General features: G+C 44.0%; 19 protein-coding genes and 4 pseudogenes. 22 read left to right on the top strand and 1 reads right to left on the bottom strand.

From position 1 onward, the window contains the following. Positions 1-174: 174 nt before the first annotated feature. A complete protein-coding gene (locus tag R7E47_RS17520; RefSeq protein ID WP_025766654.1) occupies positions 175-1,767 on the top strand; it encodes an ABC-F family ATPase in 1,593 nt (530 codons plus the stop codon). A gap of 240 nt (positions 1,768-2,007) precedes the next feature. Here the strand turns inward: R7E47_RS17520 and R7E47_RS17515 are convergent, their stop codons facing one another. Continuing rightward, a complete protein-coding gene (locus R7E47_RS17515) occupies positions 2,008-2,832 on the bottom strand; it encodes a formate dehydrogenase accessory sulfurtransferase FdhD (RefSeq protein WP_017820681.1) in 825 nt (274 codons plus the stop codon). Between the two features lie 323 nt (positions 2,833-3,155). On the opposite strand from R7E47_RS17515, the gene R7E47_RS17510 reads away from it, so the two are divergent. From R7E47_RS17510 to R7E47_RS17415, 21 genes and pseudogenes are all read left to right on the top strand, one after another. Beyond that, positions 3,156-3,620: a DUF3305 domain-containing protein gene (locus R7E47_RS17510; RefSeq protein WP_262645518.1), complete on the top strand. Its 465-nt coding sequence runs from the start codon at positions 3,156-3,158 to the stop codon at positions 3,618-3,620. Beyond that, positions 3,610-4,239: a DUF3306 domain-containing protein gene (locus R7E47_RS17505; RefSeq protein ID WP_053307092.1), complete on the top strand. Its 630-nt coding sequence runs from the start codon at positions 3,610-3,612 to the stop codon at positions 4,237-4,239. The genes R7E47_RS17510 and R7E47_RS17505 overlap by 11 nt, the downstream gene beginning before the upstream one ends. A gap of 308 nt (positions 4,240-4,547) precedes the next feature. Next, positions 4,548-6,209: a 4Fe-4S dicluster domain-containing protein gene (locus tag R7E47_RS17500; RefSeq protein ID WP_318084791.1), complete on the top strand. Its 1,662-nt coding sequence runs from the start codon at positions 4,548-4,550 to the stop codon at positions 6,207-6,209. A gap of 9 nt (positions 6,210-6,218) precedes the next feature. After that, complete coding sequence (locus R7E47_RS17495; protein WP_031816374.1) at positions 6,219-6,845, top strand: molecular chaperone; 627 nt, start codon at positions 6,219-6,221, stop codon at positions 6,843-6,845. Between the two features lie 73 nt (positions 6,846-6,918). Then, complete coding sequence (locus tag R7E47_RS17490; protein ID WP_005396171.1) at positions 6,919-7,119, top strand: twin-arginine translocation signal domain-containing protein; 201 nt, start codon at positions 6,919-6,921, stop codon at positions 7,117-7,119. Between the two features lie 10 nt (positions 7,120-7,129). Beyond that, a complete protein-coding gene (locus R7E47_RS17485) occupies positions 7,130-9,985 on the top strand; it encodes a formate dehydrogenase subunit alpha (RefSeq protein ID WP_318084788.1) in 2,856 nt (951 codons plus the stop codon). Between the two features lie 11 nt (positions 9,986-9,996). Then, positions 9,997-10,605 (top strand): formate dehydrogenase FDH3 subunit beta, encoded by a 609-nt coding sequence (fdh3B, locus tag R7E47_RS17480; RefSeq protein WP_005427693.1) that lies wholly within the window; start codon positions 9,997-9,999, stop codon positions 10,603-10,605. Between the two features lie 13 nt (positions 10,606-10,618). Further along, complete coding sequence (locus R7E47_RS17475) at positions 10,619-11,671, top strand: formate dehydrogenase subunit gamma (RefSeq protein WP_050917979.1); 1,053 nt, start codon at positions 10,619-10,621, stop codon at positions 11,669-11,671. Next, positions 11,655-12,071 (top strand): hypothetical protein, encoded by a 417-nt coding sequence (locus R7E47_RS17470; RefSeq protein WP_318084752.1) that lies wholly within the window; start codon positions 11,655-11,657, stop codon positions 12,069-12,071. Before R7E47_RS17475 ends, R7E47_RS17470 begins: the two co-directional genes overlap by 17 nt. 423 nt (positions 12,072-12,494) lie before the next feature. Next, complete coding sequence (locus R7E47_RS17465; RefSeq protein ID WP_318084750.1) at positions 12,495-16,892, top strand: RHS repeat-associated core domain-containing protein; 4,398 nt, start codon at positions 12,495-12,497, stop codon at positions 16,890-16,892. Beyond that, entirely contained in the window at positions 16,885-17,787 is a 903-nt protein-coding gene (locus R7E47_RS17460; protein WP_053350543.1) for an immunity 49 family protein, read from the top strand. Before R7E47_RS17465 ends, R7E47_RS17460 begins: the two co-directional genes overlap by 8 nt. 66 nt (positions 17,788-17,853) lie before the next feature. Then, positions 17,854-18,888 (top strand): annotated as a pseudogene (locus R7E47_RS17455) (type IV secretion protein Rhs); the annotation flags it as partial. A 1-nt stretch (position 18,889) separates the two neighbouring features. Next, the gene (locus tag R7E47_RS17450) at positions 18,890-19,777 is read left to right on the top strand and encodes an immunity 49 family protein (protein ID WP_318084747.1); all 888 of its coding nucleotides are present in this window, start codon (positions 18,890-18,892) and stop codon (positions 19,775-19,777) included. Between the two features lie 177 nt (positions 19,778-19,954). Continuing rightward, a complete protein-coding gene (locus R7E47_RS17445) occupies positions 19,955-20,320 on the top strand; it encodes an immunity 49 family protein (protein ID WP_318084848.1) in 366 nt (121 codons plus the stop codon). 28 nt (positions 20,321-20,348) lie between these two features. After that, positions 20,349-20,809: pseudogene (locus R7E47_RS25515) on the top strand (type IV secretion protein Rhs); the annotation flags it as partial. Position 20,810: 1 nt separating this feature from the next. Next, positions 20,811-21,701: an immunity 49 family protein gene (locus R7E47_RS17440; RefSeq protein WP_033905285.1), complete on the top strand. Its 891-nt coding sequence runs from the start codon at positions 20,811-20,813 to the stop codon at positions 21,699-21,701. A gap of 175 nt (positions 21,702-21,876) precedes the next feature. Beyond that, positions 21,877-22,335 (top strand): annotated as a pseudogene (locus tag R7E47_RS17435) (type IV secretion protein Rhs); the annotation flags it as partial. A 67-nt stretch (positions 22,336-22,402) separates the two neighbouring features. After that, the gene (locus R7E47_RS17430; RefSeq protein WP_033905287.1) at positions 22,403-23,284 is read left to right on the top strand and encodes an immunity 49 family protein; all 882 of its coding nucleotides are present in this window, start codon (positions 22,403-22,405) and stop codon (positions 23,282-23,284) included. A 168-nt stretch (positions 23,285-23,452) separates the two neighbouring features. Then, positions 23,453-24,355: an immunity 49 family protein gene (locus tag R7E47_RS17425; protein WP_033905290.1), complete on the top strand. Its 903-nt coding sequence runs from the start codon at positions 23,453-23,455 to the stop codon at positions 24,353-24,355. A gap of 63 nt (positions 24,356-24,418) precedes the next feature. Next, a pseudogene (locus R7E47_RS17420) lies at positions 24,419-24,632 on the top strand (hypothetical protein); the annotation flags it as partial. A 196-nt stretch (positions 24,633-24,828) separates the two neighbouring features. Further along, on the top strand, positions 24,829-25,047 hold the full coding sequence (locus R7E47_RS17415) for a hypothetical protein (protein ID WP_033905291.1): 219 nt from the start codon (positions 24,829-24,831) through the stop codon (positions 25,045-25,047). Positions 25,048-25,657: the final 610 nt, after the last annotated feature.

The following is a 25,657-nucleotide window of genomic DNA, read 5'->3' as shown; positions in this document are numbered from 1 at the left end:
AGTGGCTCTTTTTTGTATTTAATGACGCATTTATGTTTACGCTTTTGCTTCTTAGAAACCTTACAATGATTTCACTTGGAGTGAATTAATAAAAACAACACTTGCAGTATGTAGCATGAACAAGTACCGTTGCCCGGTTTTTCTAAATACACCCCAATTGCTAAGGTAAAGGTTTTGATCTCCACAGCGAATATTACTCAACAATTCGGCGCTAAGCCGCTATTCGAAAACATTTCAGTTAAGTTCGGCGAAGGCAATCGCTATGGCTTAATTGGAGCTAACGGTTGTGGTAAATCAACCTTTATGAAGATCCTCAGCGGCGAGCTTGAGCAAACCAGTGGTAACGTAAGCTACGATCCAAACGAGCGCGTTGCAAAACTGAACCAGGACCAGTTCGCTTACGAAGAATTTACTGTAATCGATACCGTTATCATGGGTCATAAAGAGCTATGGGAAGTGAAGAAAGAGCGTGACCGCATCTACTCACTTGCTGAAATGAGCGAAGAAGACGGCATGAAAGTGGCTGACTTAGAAGTTCAGTTTGCTGAAATGGACGGCTACATGGCAGAAGCCAAAGCGGGCGAGCTTCTTCTTGCTGTAGGTATCCCAATGGAGCAACACTTCGGTCTAATGAGTGAAGTAGCACCAGGCTGGAAACTTCGTGTGCTTCTAGCGCAGGTTCTATTCGCAGACCCAGATGTGATGCTTCTTGACGAACCTACCAACAACTTGGACATGGACACAATCCGTTGGTTGGAAGATACGCTAAACGCGCGTAACTGCACAATGATCATCATTTCGCACGACCGTCACTTCCTAAACTCAGTATGTACACACATGGCTGACTTGGACTACGGTGAGCTACGCGTTTACCCTGGTAACTACGACGAGTACATGACGGCGGCTTCTCAAGCTCGCGAACGTCTACTAAACGACAACGCGAAGAAGAAAGCACAAATCGCTGAGCTACAAACTTTCGTTGCGCGTTTCTCTGCAAACGCCTCGAAAGCAAAACAAGCGACATCTCGTGCGAAGCAAATTGACAAGATCAAACTGGACGAAGTGAAAGCGTCTAGCCGTCAAAACCCATTCATTCGTTTTGAACAGTCTAAAGAGCTGTTCCGTAACGCTCTGATTGTAGAAAACCTGAGCCAAGGTTTTGAAGAGGACTTGTTCTCAGACTTCAATGCAATTTTTGAAGTGGGAGAGCGCGTTGCTATCATCGGTGAAAATGGTGTGGGTAAAACAACACTTCTAAACACGCTTGCTGGTGTACTTGAACCGCGTGCTGGTGAGTTCAAATGGTCTGAAAATGCAAACATCGGTTACTACGCGCAAGACCACGCGCATGACTTTGCAGAAGATATGAATCTAACGGATTGGATGGGTCAATGGCGTCAAGAAGGTGATGACGAGCAAGTCGTTCGTGGTTTCCTTGGTCGTATGCTGTTTGGTCAAGATGACATTAAGAAGTCAGTAAAAGTACTGTCTGGTGGTGAGCAAGGTCGTATGCTGCTTGGTAAGCTAATGATGCACAAGCCAAACATGCTGCTAATGGACGAACCAACCAACCACATGGACATGGAATCAATTGAATCTTTGAACACTGCGCTTGAGCAATACAAAGGCACGTTGTTCTTCGTATCTCACGACCGTGTATTCGTAGACTCACTAGCAACGCGTATTATCGAAATCCGCGATGGTAAAATCACAGACTTTAAAGGCACTTACTCTGAGTTCCTAAAATCTCGTGGTGTTGACGCGTAATTACTCGCAAAGCGTTTAAAAAGCAAAAGCCTCGCTATTTAGCGAGGCTTTTTTGATATTTGGCCTTAATCCTTAAACTGACCTGTTATATACGCATAGAGCCCGACCACGCCAAAGGTAATAATCATAGAAAGCATGATACCGCTGGGCGTAAGCAGAAAATTCCACAATTGGTCATTATTCATAGTCCACATCCTCTGTGAATCCGCATTATTGGTTTTAGTTTACACTGAAAAGGTGTTATTGGTTGCCTTTTACATCAAATTCAACCTTGTCGGCTCCTGTAAACACTTGGAAGCGCAAACCTTTCGCACGCGCAATGGTTGTAATACCAAATTGCTTCGCTAGATCTAACCCCATTTGAGTAACGCCAGAGCGAGAAAGCAGAACAGGAATGCCCATTTGAGCCACTTTAATCACCATCTCTGATGTAAGGCGACCAGTTGTGTAGAAAATTTTATCTTCACCTGTTTCTTCTTTGAGCCACATCTCACCTGCAAGTGTATCCACTGCGTTGTGACGGCCGACATCTTCCACAAATGATAACACCTCATTACCTTTGCAAACCGCACAGCCGTGTACTGCGCCCGCTTTTTTGTAGGTGTCGTTGTAATGGGTTAACGCTTCCAGCGCAGAATAAATTTCTGACTGCTTAAGAGGAACTTGAGGCACTTGATAATTTTCAAGCTGCTTCATCACGTTGCCATACATAGTGCCTTGGCCACAACCTGAGGTGACGGTTTTCTTTTTCAGGGCGCCTTCTAAGTGCTCAGTGTTTTCTTTAGTAATCACCGCTGCGGAATGCGTTTCCCAGTCAATAATAACGGATTCAATCGCGGCTGGATCGGACAGGAAGCTTTGGTTTTTTAAATAACCCAGTACTAGTGCTTCTGGACGCGAACCTAGCGTCATGAGCGTGACCACTTCTTTCCAGTTCAGCATGACCGTAAGAGGACGCTCGCAAGCGATTTGCTTCGTGAGCTTTTCGCCGTACTCGTCGTACACATCGACTTCAATGGTTTGCAGGGGATTTTCACTGGTTTTAATAATATTTGGTTTCAGCACAGTCGTGTCCTAGTGATTAAGAGCGTTAGGTTGCTACGCATTTTAGCTTTTTAAGTGGCTAGCAAATCTCATTCCAAAATAGCGGTTCCCACAGAAATTGCGAGGTTTTATGTCAACAATGCATTAAAACTGCGAGTTCGCAGTAATGACACATCAATACATTTGAGTTTCGTCTAGTTTGGTACTTATAGCCTGAGGGAGTATATAGACTAAGTTATATCAGCTTGGCGCGTTTATTGCTTCGAAGACAATAAAAATGGTCGAAAACGGGGGCAAAATGTCCTGTGTGTTTTCAGACCAAAAATAGAAAGACTGGGTGAGTTATGTCGGATAAGAAAGATTTCGAAAAAAATTACGAAAAGACTAAGGATACATGGCCAATCGGCGTAGAGCTTGTTGAGCACGAGATCAGTACAGGGATTTGGGTGACAACCCAATGGCAGTTGACAGGATTTGCGCTGAATCCGACGGAAGAGACTCCAGATGTTTGTCCGTTGCAATTACATAAAGACGAGCGTACAGACTACCGTTTTAACTTAAGCTCTCAGCAACCTAAACTCTTTTTAGTGATGGATAACGTCGAGTCTGGTGAAAAACCAGCGATACAGTTACTGACGGCTTCACAATCTGTTGCGGCGCAATATATGGATGGTGATAACCTTGTACTATCTAACGATATGCCGTTAGCCGTTCAGGCTTGGATGGAAGCCTTTATTGGTCGTCACGGTGAGTTGTTAGAAGTAAGACGCAAGAAACGCAAAGGAGCAGGCAGAGCAAATGGCAACTAGTTTTTTAAGCCGTTGGTCGAAACGTAAACTAGAAGAATCTTCCCAACATGATGAAGAGATCACGCCGATAGCAGAGACGGCGCAATCCGAAGATAGTGTCACAGCGCTTTCAAACGCTGACGAAAGCTCAGATGCTTTGAACGTCAATGAGGATAGTCAGGCTCCAGACATTACCGCGAGTGTAGAGACTGAAAAAACCGAAGAAATGTCTGTGGCGCAACTGCTGGTTTCTGAAGCCTCAGAAAGCGTCAAGAAAGCTGCGCTGCGCAAAATGTTCTTGTCCGAAGAATTTAACGTGCGTGACGGCCTAGACGATTACGATGATGATTACAGTAACTTAAAGTCACTTTCTCAAGACGTCGCTGAGACGCTGCGTGATTGGGTTAAAGACAAAGTGGAAGACGAACCAGACGCTGAAACTGCGCAAGGGTCTGAGCTTAACGTTAACGATATCGCATCTGGGGTAGTTGAAGACGCAGAGTCAAACACCGACAAAAGTGGCCAAATTACTCAATATGAAAATGAACTGTATATAAATACAGTTCCTGGCGAAAGTGATACTTTTGCTGAAGAATCACAGCCTAACGAGGTGAGACAAAATATACCACACAAAGAATAGGTACATTTTGACTAAACACTCAATGAGCCGGCTGAGACAAAATGTCTCAACCGGTTTTTTTATCCCTACTATTTGTCAGTAAAAGTGATAACCTATTGATTTTTAGTTGATATTTTATTGGCATGACACTTGCTATCTGTTGCTCAATACCAATCTGGTTGAAGTTAGTACGGACGCACTGCGTAGTATTCATCGCCTATAGATGGCGGAATAAGAATGCTCATTGATAAGTTAATCAGCAGAATCTCCGGCGCTAACTACACTAAGAGATGGAAAAGACTATCCATGTTCATAAATGGAATTGAGCAATGCTGAAACAATTATTAGAACAAGCAACTTCCAATAACGGTAAAGCGAGGCTGTACGCTTTCGAAAATACCGTAGAGTTGACCAATCTTATTCCACCAACCGTAAGCTATGAAAGCGGTGGTAATACTTTGATTGTGGGCCCAACAGCAATCATCGAAAGTGCGGCAGCGCAATTGTCGCAAATGAACAGCCTAACGCTGCTTTCTACCGATGGCGAAAAGGGCACAAATCCCGAGCTTTATTACGCCAATTCGGTTCAGGTTTCAGGGTTCTTAGGTACGTTTGAAGTTCTGATTGAAAATCATGGTTCGACCAACAATCTTGCCAAGGTCGCGATCAATAGCGATTGTTTCGATATCGTACTCGATCTTTGCCTTAACAGCTGCATGTCGGAAGAAGTCCCAGTACCGGGCTACTACCCAGTAGGTCGTGGCTATCCGAAACTGGCTGAAGCGTTGGAAGAGATTCCAACCTTAATGGGGACGTTCGATAAACCGAAATTCTTCCGTTTAGATACCGATTTATGTGCACACAGCTCTCGTGGCGTAAAAGGTTGCGAACGGTGTGTGGATGCTTGTCCGGCAGGGGCACTATCGAGTGAAGGCAGCGACAAAACGGGCCATCGCATCGAGATCAACCCATACCTATGTCAAGGCGTGGGTACTTGTGCTACAGCGTGTCCGACAGAAGCGATTCATTACGCACTGCCAAACCCTGAAGATACGCAAAAGTTTATTGAACGTACGCTCGCCAACTATGAGCAAGCGGGTGGTTTAGATCCTATCGTATTGATTTGTAGTTCTCGCCACGAGAGCTACAACGTGATGGCACTAAAAGCACTGCCAGATAATGTGATTCCAATTGTGGTGGAAGAACTGCCTTCGGTTGGTATTGATACTTGGTTCGCCGCGCTTGTGAATGGTGCTACTCAGGTGCTGTTTGCGGCTTCACGTTTTATGCCTCAAACCATTATTCGTGTGCTTAATAGCGAAGTAGGTATTGCTCAAGAGCTGCTCGGTCAGCTTGGTATCGCCAAAGAAACCATCGACATTCTGTATCTAGAGTCACTACGTGAAGGTGCTCCGACACTTTGTACCGAGTCTTTTGATTTGGCATTAGGAGACTTGCAAGGCAACAAACGTCAGCGTCTATTTACGGCGTTGGATGCGTTGTCAGCATCACGTATTCCAGTTGAGAACATTGTTGAGCTTCCAGCGAACGCACCTTACGGCACTGTTTCTTGTGAAAGCAAAGATTGTACGTTGTGCATGAGCTGTGTGGCGGTGTGTCCAACACGTGCATTGCATACGGACGGCCAATCTCCGTCGCTTAAATTCGTCGAGCAAGACTGCATTCAATGTGGGCTGTGCGAGAAAGCGTGTCCAGAGAAAGTGCTGACGCTTACTCCTCGTATGAACTGGGTGAAAGAAGAACGCCAGAAAGCGGTTGTGATTCATGAAGAAAAGGCAGCCGAGTGCATTCGTTGTCACAAGCCTTTTGCTCCGCAATCGATGATCGACATGCTGCAAAACAAGCTTCGTGGTCATTCTCATTTCTCTGATGAAGCCGCCATTAATCGTATCGCCATGTGTGAGGACTGTCGTGTGATCGACATGTTTGAGTCGATGGCTGCTGATCCAATGAATCAATTGAAATACTAGGAGCTCGCAGTGGATACACAACAAGAACAAACACTGAGAACAGACATTTATCTCGTTCTATCCACACTTTTTCGTAGTGCGCCAAGTGATGAAATGCTGGCGTTCCTGAAATCGCTAGAAATTGAACCGTCTGAGAGCGCGATGCAAAAAGCTTGGCTCGCACTGCAACAAGCCTCGAACGAAGCGCAACGAGAAGCGTTAGAAGAAGAATATCAAGATCTGTTTATTGGCATTGGACGTGGTGAAGTTGTGCCATTCGGGTCTTGGCATCGTACGGGCTCGATGATGGAAAAACCGTTAGCGGAAATTCGTCGCGATTTGGAACTTTTAGGCATCGAACGGGAAGAGAACGTGAAAGAGCCTGAAGACCATATTTCTGCACTGTGCGAAGTGATGGCAATGCTGACGGGTGAAGAGGAAGAACTTCAACAAGCGGTGTTTAACAAACACATCGCGCCTTGGTTCCAATCTTTTACGCGCCAACTAGAGAACGCAGAAAGCGTGAACTTCTACAAGCCAGCTGCGCAGCTTTGCGATGCATTTTTAACGTTAGAGCAAGTGCGCTTTAGCGTGAACACCAAAAGCAGTAAGAGCAAATTAAAAATTGATGTGAAAAACGTCACTGATTACGAGTAATCGAGCAGTACTTGGTCATATCGATAGAGAGGCATGAGTCTCCAAAGATCTACCGTAAGGTAAGGAAGCAATGATGAAAGATAATAAAGAAATAAACACAAGCCGTAGGGATCTCCTAAAAGGCTTCACAACCGCTGCCGTTGCTGGTGCTGTTGTTGCGGGAACCACGAAAGTGGCCGTTGCTTCAGAAACGGTTGAGCCTTCTGAAAAAGACGTGAAGAAAAAAGGGTATCGTGAAACTCAACACATTCGCGATTACTACGACACACTTTAGGAGATAACGGATGAAACTTGTCAAACGCTCCGACAGTGTGAGCAAAGAAACGAACCAGCTTGGCGTATCTCGTCGTGCATTCATGAAAAACACTTCGCTTGCCGCTGGTGGCGCAGTGGTTGGTGCTAGTCTATTCGCACCGGGAATGATGAAAAAGGCGCAAGCAAAATCAGTCGATCCAGAAGCGAAAACAGAAGTAAAACGTACTATCTGTTCTCACTGTTCAGTGGGTTGTGGTATTTACGCAGAAGTTCAAAATGGTGTTTGGACTGGTCAAGAGCCTGCATTCGACCACCCATTTAACGCCGGTGGACACTGTGCAAAAGGCGCAGCACTGCGTGAACATGGCCACGGTGAGCGCCGTCTTAAATACCCAATGAAGCTTGAAAACGGTAAGTGGAAAAAGCTTTCTTGGGATCAAGCGATCGAAGAAATCGGTAACAAGGTGATGGACATCCGCAAAGAGTCTGGCCCTGATTCGGTTTACTTCTTGGGAAGCGCAAAGCACAGCAACGAACAAGCGTACTTGTTCCGCAAAATGGCATCACTTTGGGGCACTAACAACGTTGACCACCAAGCGCGTATTTGTCACTCAACAACCGTGGCGGGTGTAGCGAACACTTGGGGTTACGGTGCGATGACCAACTCTTTCAATGACATGCACAACTGTAAGTCGATGCTGTTCATTGGTTCAAACCCAGCTGAAGCACACCCAGTAGCGATGCAGCACATTCTGATCGCGAAAGAGAAGAACAACTGTAAGATCGTCGTAGCGGATCCTCGTCGTACACGTACGGCAGCAAAATCGGATCACTATGTCTCACTTCGTCCTGGTTCTGACGTAGCATTCATTTGGGGTGTGTTGTGGCAAATCTTCGAAAACCAATGGGAAGATAAAGAGTTCATCCGTCAACGTGTATTCGGTATGGATGAAATCCGTGCTGAAGTAGCGAAGTGGACGCCAGCAGAAGTTGAGCGTGTAACAGGCGTAAGCGAAGAAGACGTTTACCAAACAGCAAAACTGCTTTCTGAAAATCGCCCAGGCTGTATTGTTTGGTGTATGGGTGGTACTCAGCATACTACTGGTAACAACAACACACGTGCTTACTGTGTGCTTGAGCTAGCGCTTGGTAACATTGGTAAATCAGGCGGCGGCGCAAACATCTTCCGTGGTCACGATAACGTACAAGGCGCGACCGACCTAGGCGTACTTTCTGACACGCTACCGGGCTACTACGGCCTTTCTGAAGGTGCTTGGCGTCACTGGTCAAAAGTGTGGGAAATCGATTACGAATGGATTAAAGGTCGTTTCGATGACAATGCTTACGGTGGTCAAAAACCAATGAACAGTGCAGGTATTCCTGTATCTCGTTGGGTGGATGGCGTACTGGAAAACAAAGACAACATTCGTCAACGCGAAAACATCCGTGCAATGTTCTACTGGGGTCACGCAGTGAACTCTCAAACACGTGGTGTTGAGATGAAAAAAGCGATGCAGAAGTTGGACATGATGGTGATTGTGGACCCATACCCAACTGTTGCTGCGGTAATGAACGACCGTACCGACGGCGTTTACCTGCTTCCTGCAACAACGCAGTTTGAAACATACGGCAGTGTTACCGCTTCTAACCGCTCTCTACAATGGCGTGATCAGGTGATTGAACCTTTGTTCGAATCAAAACCTGACCATGAAATCATGTACTTGCTTTCGAAGAAACTGGGCTATTCCGATCTTCTGTTCAAAAACATCCGTGTTGAAAACAACCAGCCGGTGATTGAAGACCTAACGCGTGAATTCAACAAAGGCATGTGGACGATTGGTTACACAGGCCAAAGCCCAGAGCGTTTGAAAGCGCACCAACAAAACTGGCATACGTTCCACAAAACCACATTGGAAGCGGAAGGTGGCCCTGTCAACGGTGAAACCTACGGTCTACCTTGGCCATGTTGGGGTACACCAGAAATGAAACACCCAGGCACGCACATTCTGTACGATACGTCTAAGACGGTTGCAGAAGGTGGCGGTAACTTCCGTACGCGCTTTGGTGTGGAATTTGAAGGCAAGAGCCTACTTGCTGAAGACAGTTACTCGAAAGGCTGTGAGATCAAAGACGGTTACCCAGAGTTCACTGACAAGTTATTGAAACAACTTGGTTGGTGGGACGATCTAACTGCTGAAGAGAAAGTGGCAGCAGAGGGTAAAAACTGGAAGACTGACCTTTCTGGCGGTATTCAGCGTGTCGCGATAAAGCACGGTTGTATTCCATTTGGTAACGCGAAAGCGCGTGCGATTGTTTGGACGTTCCCAGACCGTGTGCCACTGCATCGTGAACCACTTTACACACCACGTCGTGACCTTGTAACGGATTACCCAACTTGGGAAGACAAAGATGCCATCTTCCGTGTACCTACGTTGTATAAATCCATTCAAGAACAAGACAAATCGGGCGAGTACCCAATCGTTCTGACTTCTGGCCGTCTGGTTGAATACGAAGGTGGTGGTGAAGAGACGCGTTCAAACCCTTGGCTTGCCGAGCTTCAACAAGAAATGTTTGTTGAAGTGAACCCGAAAGACGCGAACGATCTTGGCTTCAGAGATGGTGATGATGTTTGGGTTGAAGGTGCAGAGAAGGGACGAATCAAGGTGAAAGCAATGGTAACGCGTCGTGTGAAACCTGGTTTGGCGTTCATTCCGTTCCACTTTGGCGGTAAGTTCGAAGGTGAAGACCTACGTCCTAAATACCCAGAAGGTACACAGCCTTACGTTGTTGGTGAAGCAGCCAACACGGCAACCACTTACGGTTACGACCCTGTTACTTTGATGCAGGAAACTAAAGTAACCCTATGTAACATTCGTAAAGCGTAAGGAGTCTGACAATGGCACGAATGAAATTCCTATGTGACACCAAACGCTGTATCGAGTGTAACGGCTGTGTCACTGCATGTAAGAACGAAAACGATGATGCGCTTGAGTGGGGTATTCAACGTCGTCGCGTGGTAACACTGAACGACGGTGAACCAGGTGAAAACTCAATCTCTGTTGCTTGTATGCACTGTACAGATGCGCCTTGTATGGCAGTTTGTCCAGCTGACTGTTTCGAGCACACAGAAGACGGCATCGTTCTTCACAACAAAGATCTTTGTATCGGTTGTGGTTACTGTCTGTTTGCTTGTCCATTCGGTGCGCCTCAGTTCCCGAAACAAGCGTCATTCGGTGAACGTGGCAAAATGGACAAATGTACTTTCTGTGCAGGTGGTCCAAACACAGAACCAGGTTCTCTAGAAGAGCGTGAGAAGTACGGTGCGAACCGTATTGCTGAAGGTAAGCTACCTATGTGTGCGTCACTATGTTCAACAAAAGCACTGCTAGCGGGTGATGCAGAGAAAGTTTCTGACATCTTCCGTCAACGTGTGGTTGAGCGCGGTGCGAAAAACGCAGGTTGGACAGACGGTAACGATCTTTCTTACGACGCAACCAAAAGCTAAGTAGGAGAGACACATGTTAAATACTCTTAAACGTGCGTCTCTTGTAATGCTGTCAATGATGACAGCATTACTGCTGACCTTCGCGATGCCAGCGTCTGCGCAAGAAGACACTTCTCCAGTGGTACAACAGGAGATGACACAACTTGCAGGTGCAGACTTCTGGCGTCAGGTCAAAGAGGGGCAAGAAGGCTATACCACGTCGAAATCAGCAGAACACGGTGTGCTGATCAGTACTCCGGGTGAGACTTGGTACATTCTTAAAGAGAAATGGATGTCTCCTGCGGGTGCTGTCGCGATTTTCGGCAGTATCGCAATGGTTATCATGGCTTACGTATTCGTTGGCCCTCTGATGCTAAGCAAGCCACGTACTGGCAAGAAGATGAAACGCTGGTCTCGACTAGACCGTGCACTACACTGGAGCATGGCGTTTACCTTCTTAACGTTGGCATTCAGTGGTTTGATGCTGGTTTACGGTAAGCACTTCTTAAAACCGTACGTACCCACTGAGTTCTGGGGCTTCATCGTCATGTTGGCGAAGCAGTACCATAACTACATGGGTCCGCTGTTCTTCATCTTGCTGATGTTTGTTCTGCTGAAATGGTGGCGCAAATCTATCCCTAACATGACAGACATCCGTTGGTTCATGAAAATGGGCGGCATGGTTGGTAAACATAAAGGTACGCACCCATCGGCTGGTTTCTCGAACGGTGGTGAAAAGGCGATCTACTGGTTGTTGATCTTCTTCGGTGCTATCGCTGCAGTGAGTGGCTTAATTCTGGATTTCCCAATTTTCGGCCAAACTCGTCGCGATATGGAATTGTCTAACCTTGTTCACGCGATTTCGGCACTGATTCTAATCTGTGGCTTTATCTTCCACATCTACATCGGTCTATTCGGTATGGAAGGTGCACTAGAAGGCATGGTTACCGGTGAAGTTGATGAGACATGGGCGAAAGAGCACCACGATCTTTGGTATGAAGAAGTGAAATCCAAAGAGGCGATGGGCGAAACAGACACAGCACAAACGGAAGTAAAAGGAGCGAAGACGAATGAACAAACCTCGTAACGGGATTTGGGTTGCGTACATCCTGAGTTGTTTGACCCCGTTTACGTTCTTGATCTCAGGCGTTGTCGCAATCATTTACGCTGGGTACCGTTTGGATAAAGGCGAAGACAGCGACGTAGTGAACTCACATTACTACGGCTTGATTCGTACTTTCTTCCTATACCTAACGTTCTTTGTTGTACTTATCGTTACGGTAGCAACATCAAACGGTGTATTGATTGGTGTGAGTGACTACTGGATGCATAGTACGTTGCTAGACTCTGTTGCGTACTTTATCCCTTGGATTGGTATGCTGTTTGCTGCATTAGCCATCTTGGTGTGGTTTATGCGAATGTTTCAAGGGATGCAGCAACTGCTCAATAACCAACCACACAGACCATCGACAGGTCCAAACCTTTAATCAGTATTCTTTAAGCAAAACCGCCGTAATAGGCGGTTTTTTTGTTGCTGTTTTGTCTCAAATATGAAGCACTTAGTCGCAGTGGTGATACTTGATGCAACTTATTGAGTGAATTTACGTAACTGGGCAGAAAATCATAGTTAAGTAAGAAACATGTAAAAAAATCGCGTCACGATGAGACATTAGTCTCACTCACGCTATTGTTCATTTACTCAGGATTCATCGTCCCGTTAAAGTACGCTGCGCTCAGAAATTCAAAGAGTTGCATACGTGAAAATTGCCATCAATACATTCAGTCTACGCATACAGAGGAATCTCTATCGGAGGATGTTTGATTAAGGCATCTTGCTCTCACAAATAAAAAGAGCGAAACGAGCATTAAATGATGCGGCAAGGTAAGAAAAGGACAAACACGTTACGGCTATGATCCCTCAATTCGTCATTCCTATCACGAATCGCTTTGGCGAAAGTTATCACTTCTCTGGTCAGTTACTTACTAGCGGCGAACCTAAAACATTCGTGACCAAACAAGAGGCAATAGAGTTTCTTGAGAGCTTTGGTGAGCTTGACCTTCGCTCTGTCGAGGACTTGTTCTATGCGATTGGTCAATTCAAGCCAAACATACCTGACGGTGAGCTTACTTCCCAACACTATAATTCAACGTTTGCCAATGCTTTGGTGAACGGTGATTTGCATGTCGCTCGAATTGTACCTACCGGCGAAAACTACGCACTCTCGTCAGCGGTTACGCCTCCACCGACTCAAAATACCGTCAATGCAAAACCATCGAAGGGAAAGGGGAAGTCGAATAAAAAGAGTGGCAGAAGTGCCGCATCCGCCAAGCCTCAGCAACAAAGCAGCGAAAAACATGAGAAAGCCGGTGATCCTGTATCACTTGTGACGGGTGAAGAAATTCTCGAACTCTATGATATCGAGCTACAACAAGGTACTACTTGGCAGCGTACTTACCGCTCTTCGCAGTCGGATGTAAATCATGGAATGGGCTTTGGTTGGCGACATGCATTTCAGTTTGAATTACGCGAAAAGACGAACGAGAAAGACAATGTTATCGCTTGGGAGTTTGTTGACGATAAGGCCGATATCACAGAATTTGAGCCAGTAGATATTGGAGCAACAAGTTATCAAATATACGCTGGTGCGAGCTGTTATTTCCTGAGCTCAACAACTCGGATTGTAACGCTCGCGAATGGGCATCAATATCGATTTGAACAGAAAGATGATCGTTGGGTTGTTAAACAAGTCAGAAATGGCACGTTTTCAACGTTTCAACTGCAGTATTCTCGAAACCATCGATTGATCGAGATTGCATACAACAAGCGTCCGGTTCTTGAATGTCAATATGATAAGCAAGGACGCCTTGTAGAACTGCTAAATGCAAAGTCCCAAAAAGTTCTGACAACTTATACCTATGATGAGCACGATGATTTGGTCAGTGCAACTAATCATTTAGGCTTAAAGGAACAGTATCAATACCGCGGGCATTTAATTGTTAAACGTGTACGACCAACTGGCTTTACTCATTATTTTGAATGGGATGGCGAAGGTGCAAAAGCGAAATGCATCAGAAACGTTGGGGACGCAGGAATTTATGACTATCGCTTCCATTATCAAGGAAATCACTCTTCTTATTCTGACTCGTTAGATCATCAATGGTCTTTCTTGCATGACGAGCAGGGTAACTTACTCGAGAAAATAAGCCCCACAGGTAAAACTTGGCGATGGCAATATGATGAATTAGGGCGAAAAGCGCAAGCTATCTATCCTGATCAGTCAACGGTCAATTATCAATATAATCAGCATGGTCAATTAGTTTCTAAGTTTCATTCCTCTGGCAAAGAAATTCAATATGGTTATGACGGCTTAGGTAAGTTAGTTAAAACGGTTTCGCCAGATGGGGATATCGAGAAGGCTTACTACAATAGCCTCGGTCAAAGAGTTTGGGATACCGACCAGTTTGGCTGTGTCACGGAATATGATTACGATAAACACGGGCAAGTCGTCAAAAAAGAGTCTGAAGATGGTAAGAAAAGTCAGTGGTGGTGGGATGAACAACAAAGACTTATCGCGAATGAAATAGACGGTACATTACTTCGTTATAGCTACAATGAAGAAGATTTAGTGAATGGCGTTGCTTATCCCGATGGGTGTATTGCTCAACTCGCTTATGATCAATTTGGCAGGCGTACATCAGTTCGTTATTTTAACGACGAAGACAAAGTCGGTTATAGCGAAGAATATTCTTACGATGAGCACAGCCGTGTTGCTCAGATTCGAACGCCAGCAGGCATTACCTCATATCAATGGGGAGCACTCGCGCAACAAGAAGCAGTCATCTTTCCCGATGGCAGCCATATTTCTTACGAATACGATCAACAACGTAACCTGACTAAATTAGTTCGGAGTGACGGCTTAGAGTTCGAATTCCTGTATGACGATGAAGGCCAGCTGTCAGGAACTGTCGGGTTTGATAATCTACAAAGCCAATTTGATTATGACGATATGGGGCGGATCCATCGTAAGCAAGTCGCCGATAGGACGGTGCTGTATCGCTATGACGCTGCGGGTTATCTCAAGCACGTCAAAGCAGGAAATGGTAGCAGTATTGTAGAGAACCACTTCAATTATACGCTTGGTGGGCGACTTACTTTCGCATCCAATCGCCATCACACATTGCAATACCAATACTCTTCATTCGGGCATTTAACAAAGCGCATTCAAGGCCAGTTTGAGATAGCGCAGGAGTTTAACAGAGTTGGCCAACGCGTATCTCAGGTACTGCCAGATAATACGGAGCTGAACTTCTCTTATGATCGATATGGGCGTTTTTCAGCGATTCGGTTTGGAAACCTAGATTTACCTCAAATCAAATTTCATTACGATGAAATGGGACGAGTTTCCCAAATTGAAACGGCATATTTTAATGAGCGCATCATTTATGATGGTGTTGGTCGTTTGGTTGAACAGCATTGGCCAGATAGAGAGAAAAAGTACGTTTACAATGCGCAAAACCGTATTTCATCAATCATTGATAATACGGCAGGAGCAACACACTATCAGTACGATGCCTTAGGGCAACTTAAACGAGTCAATGCTTCCGGAGATGTGACTAAATTTGAATACGATAGTTTTGGCAATCCTACTTTGCCATCTTCAGAGGTATTCGTTGATCGTATTGAAGTACACGATGGTGTCCGGTTCAAATATGACGCGCAAGGAAACCAGACAAAACGTGAGGGGCAAGGACATGTTCAGACTCGCGTATTTGATGCGTTAAATCAGCTCATTGAAGTTCACACCGACGATGGCATCAGTCAATATGAATATGATGCATTAGGGCGCAGGACGAAGAAAATTACACAACAAGGCGTTACGGAGTTCCTGTGGGAAGGTGAACGTTTAATTGGTGAACGCTCTTCAGGTGCTTTCCGTTGGTACCTATATCAACCAGAAACCTACACGCCAGTGGCACTGCTAGAAAATGACGTTATTTATTGGTACCAGTGCGATCAAGTTGGTAAACCAGAGCGACTAATCGATTGCGAGGGGAATGTTGTATGGAGTGCCAGCTACGATGCTAACGGCTTTGCTCATGTACATATTGAAAATGTAGCAAATCCACTGCGTTTTCAAGGACAGTACTTCGATCAAGAAACCAACTTACATTACAACCTCGCTCGGTATTACGATCCTAAACTAGGACGTTTTATCCAACAAGATCCGATATCTATTGCTGGTGGTATTAATCATTACCAATATGCAGTCAACCCTATCCAGTGGATTGATCCAACAGGTTTCCTTTGTGAAGAAGGGCTAAAACGCTTGGGTCAAATGTTGGCAGAGTATCAGGCGCAAAGCGATGTCCCCCAAGAGGTTTGCGATCAGATTTTAGAGGCAGCAAAAGAATCATCCGTCGGAGAAGATGGCGTTCGCTCGCAAGTCAAAATCCGAAAACCCAAAGGTAAAAATCATATTCGATATGAATACGATTTAGACCATATTGATTGCGAAAGAAACGAGATTACTTTTTATCGTCATATCAATCATTCAGATGGCAGCCGACACGAAGTGCAGTATGTTGTTGGGATTGAGGAGTTTGTCAATGCTCACGTGTTTGATTCAGAGAAGGTCGGTGGCGATAAGACCTGCACCATCTTCACCGAGGACCTAGTGCTGAATAAAGCGGATTACAAGGATAACTCAGAATTCGAATTCAATAATAAGGATGAGGATGAGAAATACAAACTTTCTGAAGAATACAAACAAAAGGTTGATGAGTGTTTAGCAGAACGTCAAAAGGCAATGGATGCGCGTAGCGGCGAAGAAGGGCATAACGCCCAAATTGCTAAAATTAACCAGCAGTCAGCAAAAATTGGTGAGTTGGTCGCGGATGACTTTGTTCGGAATATACGCCCTAATGCTAAGTTGATCCATCCCAAAGACCTTGCAACTTCGGGATCGAAACCAGGTGATTTCGATATGGTGTACCTCTCAGATGATCCTGAAGAAATCATCATCGTCGAGGCTAAGGGTGGCAGCAGCCCGCTCGGCAGTCGTAAAATTGGAAATATGGCATATCAGCAAGGGACAACTGAATATACAGCAGCAATTATTGGTGAGATGTCTAAGCAAGAACAAGGTACAACGGAAAAGATTGCTGCAAATCACATCAAATCCGCTATCAAAGATGATATTCCGATTCGTTATATTCATACACAAGCAGAAATATCTTCAGATGGTAAAGTCTCGAAAATTAAAGCGAAAGAATTTGATATAGACATGGGAGAATTTGGAAATGTTTGATGCCAAGGAATTAAAAAAGATTGAGCGATTGGCTCATATTAGTCTAACTCAAGCGGCAATAGATGCTTACAGAGAAGAAGTAAAAGAGAACTTAGATAAACGAAAAAGGCGCATTGCGATAAAAAGAGAAAACTTGGTTTATTTGAGTGATGATGTGTCTGAGCAAATTCGCCTGTATACATGGCTACCTCCATTAAATGATGATGAGAGAACCGGCACACTATGTCTATATGAAGCATCATTAATGCGTGCATTTTATCATCAGCTCGCCATGAGACCTGACGAGCCTCAAAGTATTCAATTACCTGGATACCCGGAAGTAACCTGGAAAGGTGAAGGTATTTTAAAAACGGGGTGTTTACACCCTAACCGATGGCTTGATGCTTATTTCACTTCGGTGATCGTGCGTGACAGGCCAAGTATGGACGTATTGGCGAGCTTTCCGATTTCTCTGATGAAACAAAGTTCTACGAAGGCTGGTGAGCTTTCTTACATGCTGGTGGATGTGATTCAGTCATTCCACAACCGCACATCGGATTACCCCGATAAGCTAGTCGCAGCAATGGACGCTGCAGTTGCTCAGGGTGATGACTGGGCATTAGAAATCGCCATGGGCATTTTAGAAACCTTTGCCGCCCTGACAACCGATATTGATTATGACTTTGAAGAGGTACTCATTAAGAACCTGCAGTTCCAGGAGCAATATCAAATGCGCTTGGATGCTCCTAAAAAATTGATTTCAATCGAAACCTTCATCTCTTTCCCTCTGCTTGGCATGGCTTGTATGTGGTACGACAAAGGTAACTGTTTATCTGTTGAAACCGGTTGGCTTCCTCCTTATCTCGTTGAAGGGCGTTGGCTAGAAGATGTAAAAGTAGGGAAGATCACACGATAAATTATCATTTATATAGAAATTCAGTATATAAGCCACCTTTCACGAGGTGGCTTATATGTTTACCGATATTCAATCAACCCCATCCAGTGGATTGACCCAACAGGTTTTCTTTGTGAAGAAGGGCTAAAACGCTTGCAGAAAATGCTGGCTGAGTATCAGGCGCAAAACAACGTTCCCCAAGAGGTTTGCGATCAGATTTTAGAAGCAGCAAAAGAGTCATCTGTCGGAGAAGATGGCGTTCGTTCGCAAGTCAAAATCCGAAAACCCAAAGGTAAAAACAATATTCGATATGAATACGATTTAGACCATATTCATTGTGAGAGAAACGAGATTACTTTTTATCGTCATATCAATCATTCAGATGGCAGCAGACACGAAGTGCAGTATGTTGTTGGGATTGAGGAATTTGTAAATGCGCATGTTTTTGACTCAGAGAAAGTTGGCGAGGAAGAAGGTTGCACGATCTTCACTGAAGATCTTGTGCTGAATAAAGCAGAGTATAAAGAAAACTCAGAACTCAATATGAGTGATTATGAGCTAACAGAAAAAAACAAAGCAAAAATTGATGAATGCTTGAAAGAGCGTCAAGAGGCAATGGACGCTCGAACTGGCGAAGAGGGATATAACGCTCAAATTGGCAATATTAACCAACAGTCTGCAAAAATTGGTGAGTTAGCCGCGGATGACTTTGTCCGGAGTAAACGTCCTAATGCTAAGCTGCTTCATCCCAAAGATATTGGAACCTCAATTTCGAAGCCGGGCGACTTTGATATGGTTTACGAGGTGGAAGAGCCACCACCAGGTGAAATTATCATTGTTGAGGCCAAAGGGGGGAGCAGTCCTTTGGGTAGTAGAAAAATTGGAAATATGGCATATCAGCAAGGGACAACGGAATACACTGCAGAAATCACCAACCTAATGTCTGAAAAAAAGGAAGGGACGACTGAAAAAATAACAGCAAGAAAAATTCAACATGCAGCTTCGTTCGGTATACCTATTCGATATATACATACTCAAGCAAACATCCCTGAAGGTGGGAATGTCTCAGATGTAAAAGTAGAAGTGTCAGAATTTAAAATTGATTCCAAAGGACTAAGTTAAAATGCAAAGTAAAGTTGTAGAACGCAAAGCAAACCCTGAGTTGAGTGAAAGTGGAGTTTCTTCTGAGAAAGAATTTATCAATAAGATACTAGATCAGCGAAAAGAGGGTCTTAAATTCAGGCGGGAAAACCTGGTCAGTCTTGGTGATTTCGCCATTGACCAGGTTCGCTGGTATACCTGGTTTCAAACCTCGCATGAAGACGAACAAATTTGTACATTACGTCTTTACGAAACTTCTCTAATGGGCGCTTGTTATCATCGACTTGCTATGAATCCCAATGATGAATTAACTATCAAGATTCTCGACTATCCTGAAGTAAAGTGGGACGGGGAAGGCATTTTAAAAACGGGGTGCATAAATCTTAATAGATGGCTTGATATGTATTTCATATCGACAATTGTGCGTGACAGGCCAAGTATGGACATATTGGCGAACTTTCCAATTTCTTTGATGAGGCAGAGCTCTACCAAAGCGGGTGAGCTGTCTTATATGCTAGTAGACGTCATTCAGTCGTTCCACAACCGCACACCGGATTATCCTGATAAGCTGGTTGCAGCAATGGACGCAGCGGTAGCTCAAGGGGATAACTGGGCGTTGGAAATTGCGATGGGGATCCTAGAAACCTTCGCAGCGCTCACTACTAACATTGGTTATGATTTTGAGGAAGTGCTCGTTAAAAACCTACAGTTTCAAGAGAAATATCATCTTCGAGAATTAGGACCAGATAGAATAGGGATCCGCACGTTTATTAATTTCCCTCTGCTTGGCATGGCTTGCATGTGGTACGACAAAGGCAACCGTCTATCTGTTGAAACTGGTTGGCTTCCTCACTATCTCATCGAAGGACGTTGGTTAGAAGATGTAAAAGCAGGGAAGATCATTCGATAAACTCCTTTAGCAAATCAATATATAAGCCATCTCTCATGGGGTGGCATTACCAATATGCAGTCCACCATATCCAGTGGGTTGACCCAACAGGTTTGGGGCAGCCAATGCTGACATAGTATAAAAAAGTCTGAACTCAATACGAGTGATTATGAGCTAACAGAAAGAAACAAAGCAAAAATTGATGAATGCTTGAAAGAGCGTCAAGAGGCAATGGACGCAGCGGTAGCCCAAGGGGATAACTGGGCGTTGGAAATTGCGATGGGGATCCTAGAAACCTTCGCGGCGCTCACTACCGACATTGGTTATGACTTTGAGGAAATGCTCGTTAAAAACCTACAGTTCCAAGAGAAATACCAAATGAGGCTTGATAAGCCAGAGGACTTGATTTCTATAGAAACTTTCATATCCTTCCCTCTTCTTGGCATGGCCTGTATGTGGTACGACAAAGGCAACCGTTTATCTATTAAAACCGGTTGGCTTCCTCCTTATCTCGTCGAGGGGCGTTGGCTAGAAGATGTAAAAGCAGGGAAGATCACTAGATAAACTCCTTTAGTTAGCAATTCAGTATAATAACTTTCAAATCGCCAAGATTAATCGGCAATCTGCAGAAATTGGTGAGTTGGCCGCAAATGACGTTGTCCGGAGTAAGCGTCCTAATGCTAAGCTGCTTTATCCCAAAGATATTGGAACCTCAATTTCGAAGCCGGGCGACTTTGATATGGTTTACGATGTGGAAGAGTCTCCACCAGGTGAAATTATCATTGTTGAGGCTAAAGGGGGTAGCAGCCCGCTGGGTAGCAGAAAAATTGGAAATATGGCATATCGAATACACTGCAGAAATCACCAACCTAATGTCTGAAAAAAGGAAGGGACGACTGAAAAATAACAGCAAGACAAATCCAAGATGCAGCTTTATCCGGCATACCTATTCGATATATACATACTCAAGCAAGCATTCAAGAGAACGGGGATGCATCGGATGTAAAACTAAAAGTGGCAGAGTTTAAAATTAATTCTAAAGGGCTAATTTAAAATGCAAAGTAAAGTTGTAGAACGCAAAGCAAACCCTGAGTTGAGTGAAAGTGGGGTTTCTTCTGAGAAAGAATTTATCAATAAAATATTAGATAAAAGAAAAGAAGGCCTTAAAATCCGGCGGGAAAACCTGGTCAGTCTTGGTGATTTCGCCATTGACCAGGTTCGCTGGTATACCTGGTTTCAAACCTCGCATGAAGACGAACAAATTTGTACATTACGTCTTTACGAAACTTCTCTAATGGGCGCTTGTTATCATCGACTTGCTAGGAATCCCAATGGTGAATTAACTATAAAGATTCTCGACTATCCTGAAGTAAAGTGGGACGGGGAAGGTATTTTAAAAACGGGGTGCATAAATCCTAATAGATGGATTGATATGTATTTCATATCGACAGTTGTGCGTGACAGGCTAAGTTTAGACGTATTGGCGAACTTTCCGATTTCTTTGATGAGACAGAGCTCTACCAAAGCGGGTGAGCTGTCTTATATGCTAGTAGACGTCATTCAGTCGTTCCACAATCGCACATCGGATTATCCTGATAAGCTGGTTGCAGCAATGGACGCAGCGGTAGCTCAAGGGGATAACTGGGCGTTGGAAATTGCGATGGGGGTCCTAGAAACCTTCGCAGCGCTCACTACTAATATTGGTTATGATTTTGAGGAAGTGCTCGTTAAAAACCTACATTTCCAAGAGAAATACCAAATGAGGCTCGATAAGCCAGAGGACTTGATTTCTATAGAAACTTTCATATCTTTCCCTCTTCTTGGCATGGCCTGTATGTGGTACGACAAAGGCAACCGTTTGTCAGTTGAAACTGGTTGGCTTCCAGCTTATCTCGTCGAAGGACGTTGGCTAGAAGATGTAAAAGCAGGGAAGATCATTCGATAAACTCCTTTAGCAAATCAATATACAAGCCATCTCTCATGGGGTGGCTTTTACGTTTGAGGTGGGGAGCTTGTTGTTTGTTGAACGCTCCATCATTGGTGGCATTACCAATATGCAGTCCACCATATCCAGTGGATTGACCCAACAGGTTTGGGGCAGCCAATACTGGCATAGTATAAAAAAGTCTGAACTCAATACGAGTGATTATGAGCTAACAGAAAGAAACAAAGCAAAAATTGATGAATGCTTGAAAGAGCGTCAAGAGGCAATGGACGCTCGAGCTAGCAAAGAGGGATATCACGCTCAAATTGGTAATATTAACCAGCAGTCTGCAAAAATTGGTGAGTTGGTCGCGGATGACTTTATTCGGAATATACGCCCTAATGCTAAGTTGAGCCATCCCAAAGACCTTGCAACTTAGGGATCGAAACCAGGTTATTTCAATATGGTGTACCTCTCAGATGATACTGAAGAAATCATCATCGTCGAGGCTAAGGGTGGCAGCAGGCCGCTCGGCAGTCGTAAAATTGGCAATGAAGCATATCAGCAAGGGACAAGCAAATATGCGGCGGAAATCGTTAAATTAATGTCTGAACAAAAAGCTGGTACAACAGAAATTGATGCTTCAGATGGCGTATCTAAAGTGAATGTAAAAGAGTTTGATATTAGCCTCGAAGAATTAGGTTAAGGGAAGTAAAGTTAGTATGAAAAAGATAAATAGAAAAGCAGCCTACGAGTTGAATACTGAGGAACTTAATTACTATACAAAACAAATAGAAAAAAACTTAGAGAAAAGAAAACATCGTATCACAATAAAGCGCGAAAACTTGATATATCTAACAGACGGGGTTTGGGAGCAAGTTAGGTTATATACTTTGTTTCCAGTGTCTGAACTAAATGACCGAATAGGAACGCTGCGTCTATTTGAAGCCTCGATAATGCAAGCTAGCTATCATCGACTAGCTCAAAAACCTGAAAGCCCTTTGACGGTTAAGGTACCTGATCATCCTGAAATAACTTGGAAAGGCGAAGGTATTTTAAAAACAGGTTTCATTTGTCCTTCAATGTGGCTAGATGCGTATTTTACCTCTGTCATCGTTCGTGATAAACCTAGCTTGGACGTATTGGCGAACTTTCCGATTTCTTTGATGAGACAGAGCTCTACCAAAGCGGGTGAGCTGTCTTATATGCTAGTAGACGTCATTCAGTCGTTCCACAATCGCACATCGGGTTATCCTGATAAGCTGGTTGCAGCAATGGACGCAGCGGTAACTCAAGGGGATAACTGGGCGTCGGAAATTGCGATGGGGATCCTAGAAACCTTCGCAGCGCTCACTACTAACATTGGTTATGACTTTGAGGAAGTGCTAGTCAAAAACTTACAATTCCAAGAAAAATATCATCTTCGAGAATTAGGATCAGATAGGATAGGCATCCGCACTTTTATTAACTTCCCACTGCTTGGCATGGCTTGTATGTGGTACGACAAAGGCAACCGTTTATCTGTCGAAACTGGTTGGCTTCCTCCCTATCTCGTCGAAGGGTGTTGGTTAGAGGATGTAAAAGCCGGAAATATAATTCGCTAAGCTTTAAAGGGAGCTAGGTCATCATTTCTGACGTTTTGTTGCGTTATACTTGGCATTATGTGTCCTTTTTAAAGATACCTAAGCCCTTTTACTCGAATAGCTTGAAGCGCTCAGACGTAGTAGTAGAAGTAGTAGAGTTTAAAATTGATTCAAAAGGATTAAGTCAAAATGCAAAGTAAAGAATCGATCAAGATTGTAGAGCGCAAAGCAAATCCTGAACTTGACACACAAGCCATTGTGAGTAAAAAAAATTTTATAAACCGGGTTTTAGATAACAGAAAAGAAGGTCTTAAGGTCAGGCGAGAAAACTTGGTTAGTCTTGGTGATTTTGCCATCGACCAGGCTCGCTGGTATACCTGGTTTCAAACTACGCATGAAGACGAACAAATTTGTACATTACGTCTTTACGAAACTTCTTTAATGGGAGCCTGTTATCATCAACTTGCTATGAATCCCAATGAAGAATTAAGTATCCAGATACTCGGCTATCCAGAAGTGACATGGGATGGTGAAGGTATTTTTAAAACAGGCTTTATTTGTCCTTCAATGTGGCTTGATGCTTATTTTACTTCGGTGATTGTGCGTGATAAACCTAGCATGGATGTATTGGCGAACTTTCCGGTTTCTTTGATGAGACAGAGCTCTACCAAAGCGGGTGAGCTGTCTTATATGCTAGTAGATGTCATTCAGTCGTTCCATAACCGCACGTCGGACTACCCTGATAAACTGGTGGCCGCGATGGACGCGGCAGTTTCTCAGGGTGATGATTGGGCATTAGAAATCGCCATGGGTATTTTGGAAACTTTTGCGGCCCTGACAACTGACATCGGTTATGACTTTGAAGAAGTACTCATTAAGAACCTACAGTTCCAAGAGCAATACCAAATGAGGCTCGATAAGCCAGAGGGCTTAATTTCTATAGAAACCTTCATATCTTTCCCTCTGCTTGGTATGGCATGTATGTGGTATGACAAAGGCAACCGTCTATCTATTGAAACCAGTTGGCTTCCTCCTTATCTCGTCGAAGGACATTGGTTAGAAGATGTAAAAGCAGGGAAGATCACTCGATAAATCCTTTAGTTAGCAATTCAGTAAATAATCCACCTTTCACGAGGTGGATTATATGTTTACCGATATTCAATCAACTCCATCTAGTGGATTGACTCAACAGGTTTCCTCTGTGAAAAACGCTTACAGCAAATGTTGGCAGAGTATCAGGCACAAAATAACTTTCCCCCAAGAGGTTTGCGATCAGATTTTAGAGGCAGCAAAAGAGTCATCCGTCGGAGAAGATGGCGTTCTCTCGCAAGTCAAAATCCGAAAGCCAAAAGGTAAAAAACATATCAGAAGCTCTAGTCAAAATTCCAGTCAATGAATTAATAAAACTAACGGTATCTCGCCCTTTTTGGGGGCATTAAGCGTTGGATGGGAGCCTACGAGCGATTTTTACCCAGCAGTCGGTGAAGGTGGAGTTAATCAATTTCTAGGAGAAACTAAAAGTTGGGACGATAGCTAGGTTATCCCATTACAAAGTTGAGGATAAAATGAATTTTGAAGATGATCTTGTGACTATACTCATAAATTTCAGAGATAACATTATTAATGATATGGCTCTTAAAAAGTGGGTTACTAATAATGAGTGCGATTTAAAAGCCTTGCTAGGAAAGTCAGGGCTTACTTTGAAAATAAATAATGGTGATAGAAAGGCAGTTACGTCTGTAATTGCTCAATATAGTGGCTCGGAAAAAACTTATTTTATATAAGGAGGGCCCCTTCAAAGGCTTGACCGACGTTGAGTGCTGTGAAACAGCAATTGCTATGGCAGTTTCTAATGGAATTCTAAAAAAGTGCCTCAACCTCATTGGTTTCAGCCGTCCACTAAAGAGATCGGGGCCGCCGAGTTTTACGAATCTATAGGCAGTAAATCTGTTTGGAATCTGGTAATCCCAGAGCGAGCATCTAGAGGGTACTGGAAAAAATAGGTTAGATCTCTATTTTTGGCGTTCATGTTTCGTGACACATGGCATTTTATGGCTAAGACTCAACGGTATGTCACTTAACTAGGAGTTGTCCCCTAAAAAATAATGGCGTGTTTTCTTACAACCAGGAGACTACGGTATGGCCTACCTTGTAGAAGAACCCAAAACCCAGGGAAATTATTCTCGTAGACGTTAAGAGGTATTAGCCCACTAGACAGCCGTAAGGTTGGAAATATGGCATATCAGCAAGGGACAACTGAATATGCAACTGCAATTACTGATCTAATGGCTCAAAAGGACAAAGATACAACCGAATAGAAAGCGGCCAGAAGTATAAAAAGCATTGAGAAAAAAAACTCCTGTTAGATATATTCACACCGCAGCGGCTATTTCT

The organism is Vibrio sp. Vb1026, from assembly GCF_033338745.1.
In the GTDB taxonomy this organism is placed as follows: Bacteria; Pseudomonadota; Gammaproteobacteria; order Enterobacterales; family Vibrionaceae; genus Vibrio; species Vibrio alginolyticus.
Note: the sequence above shows the minus strand (reverse complement) of the source record. Positions and strands in the feature narration are given on the sequence as shown.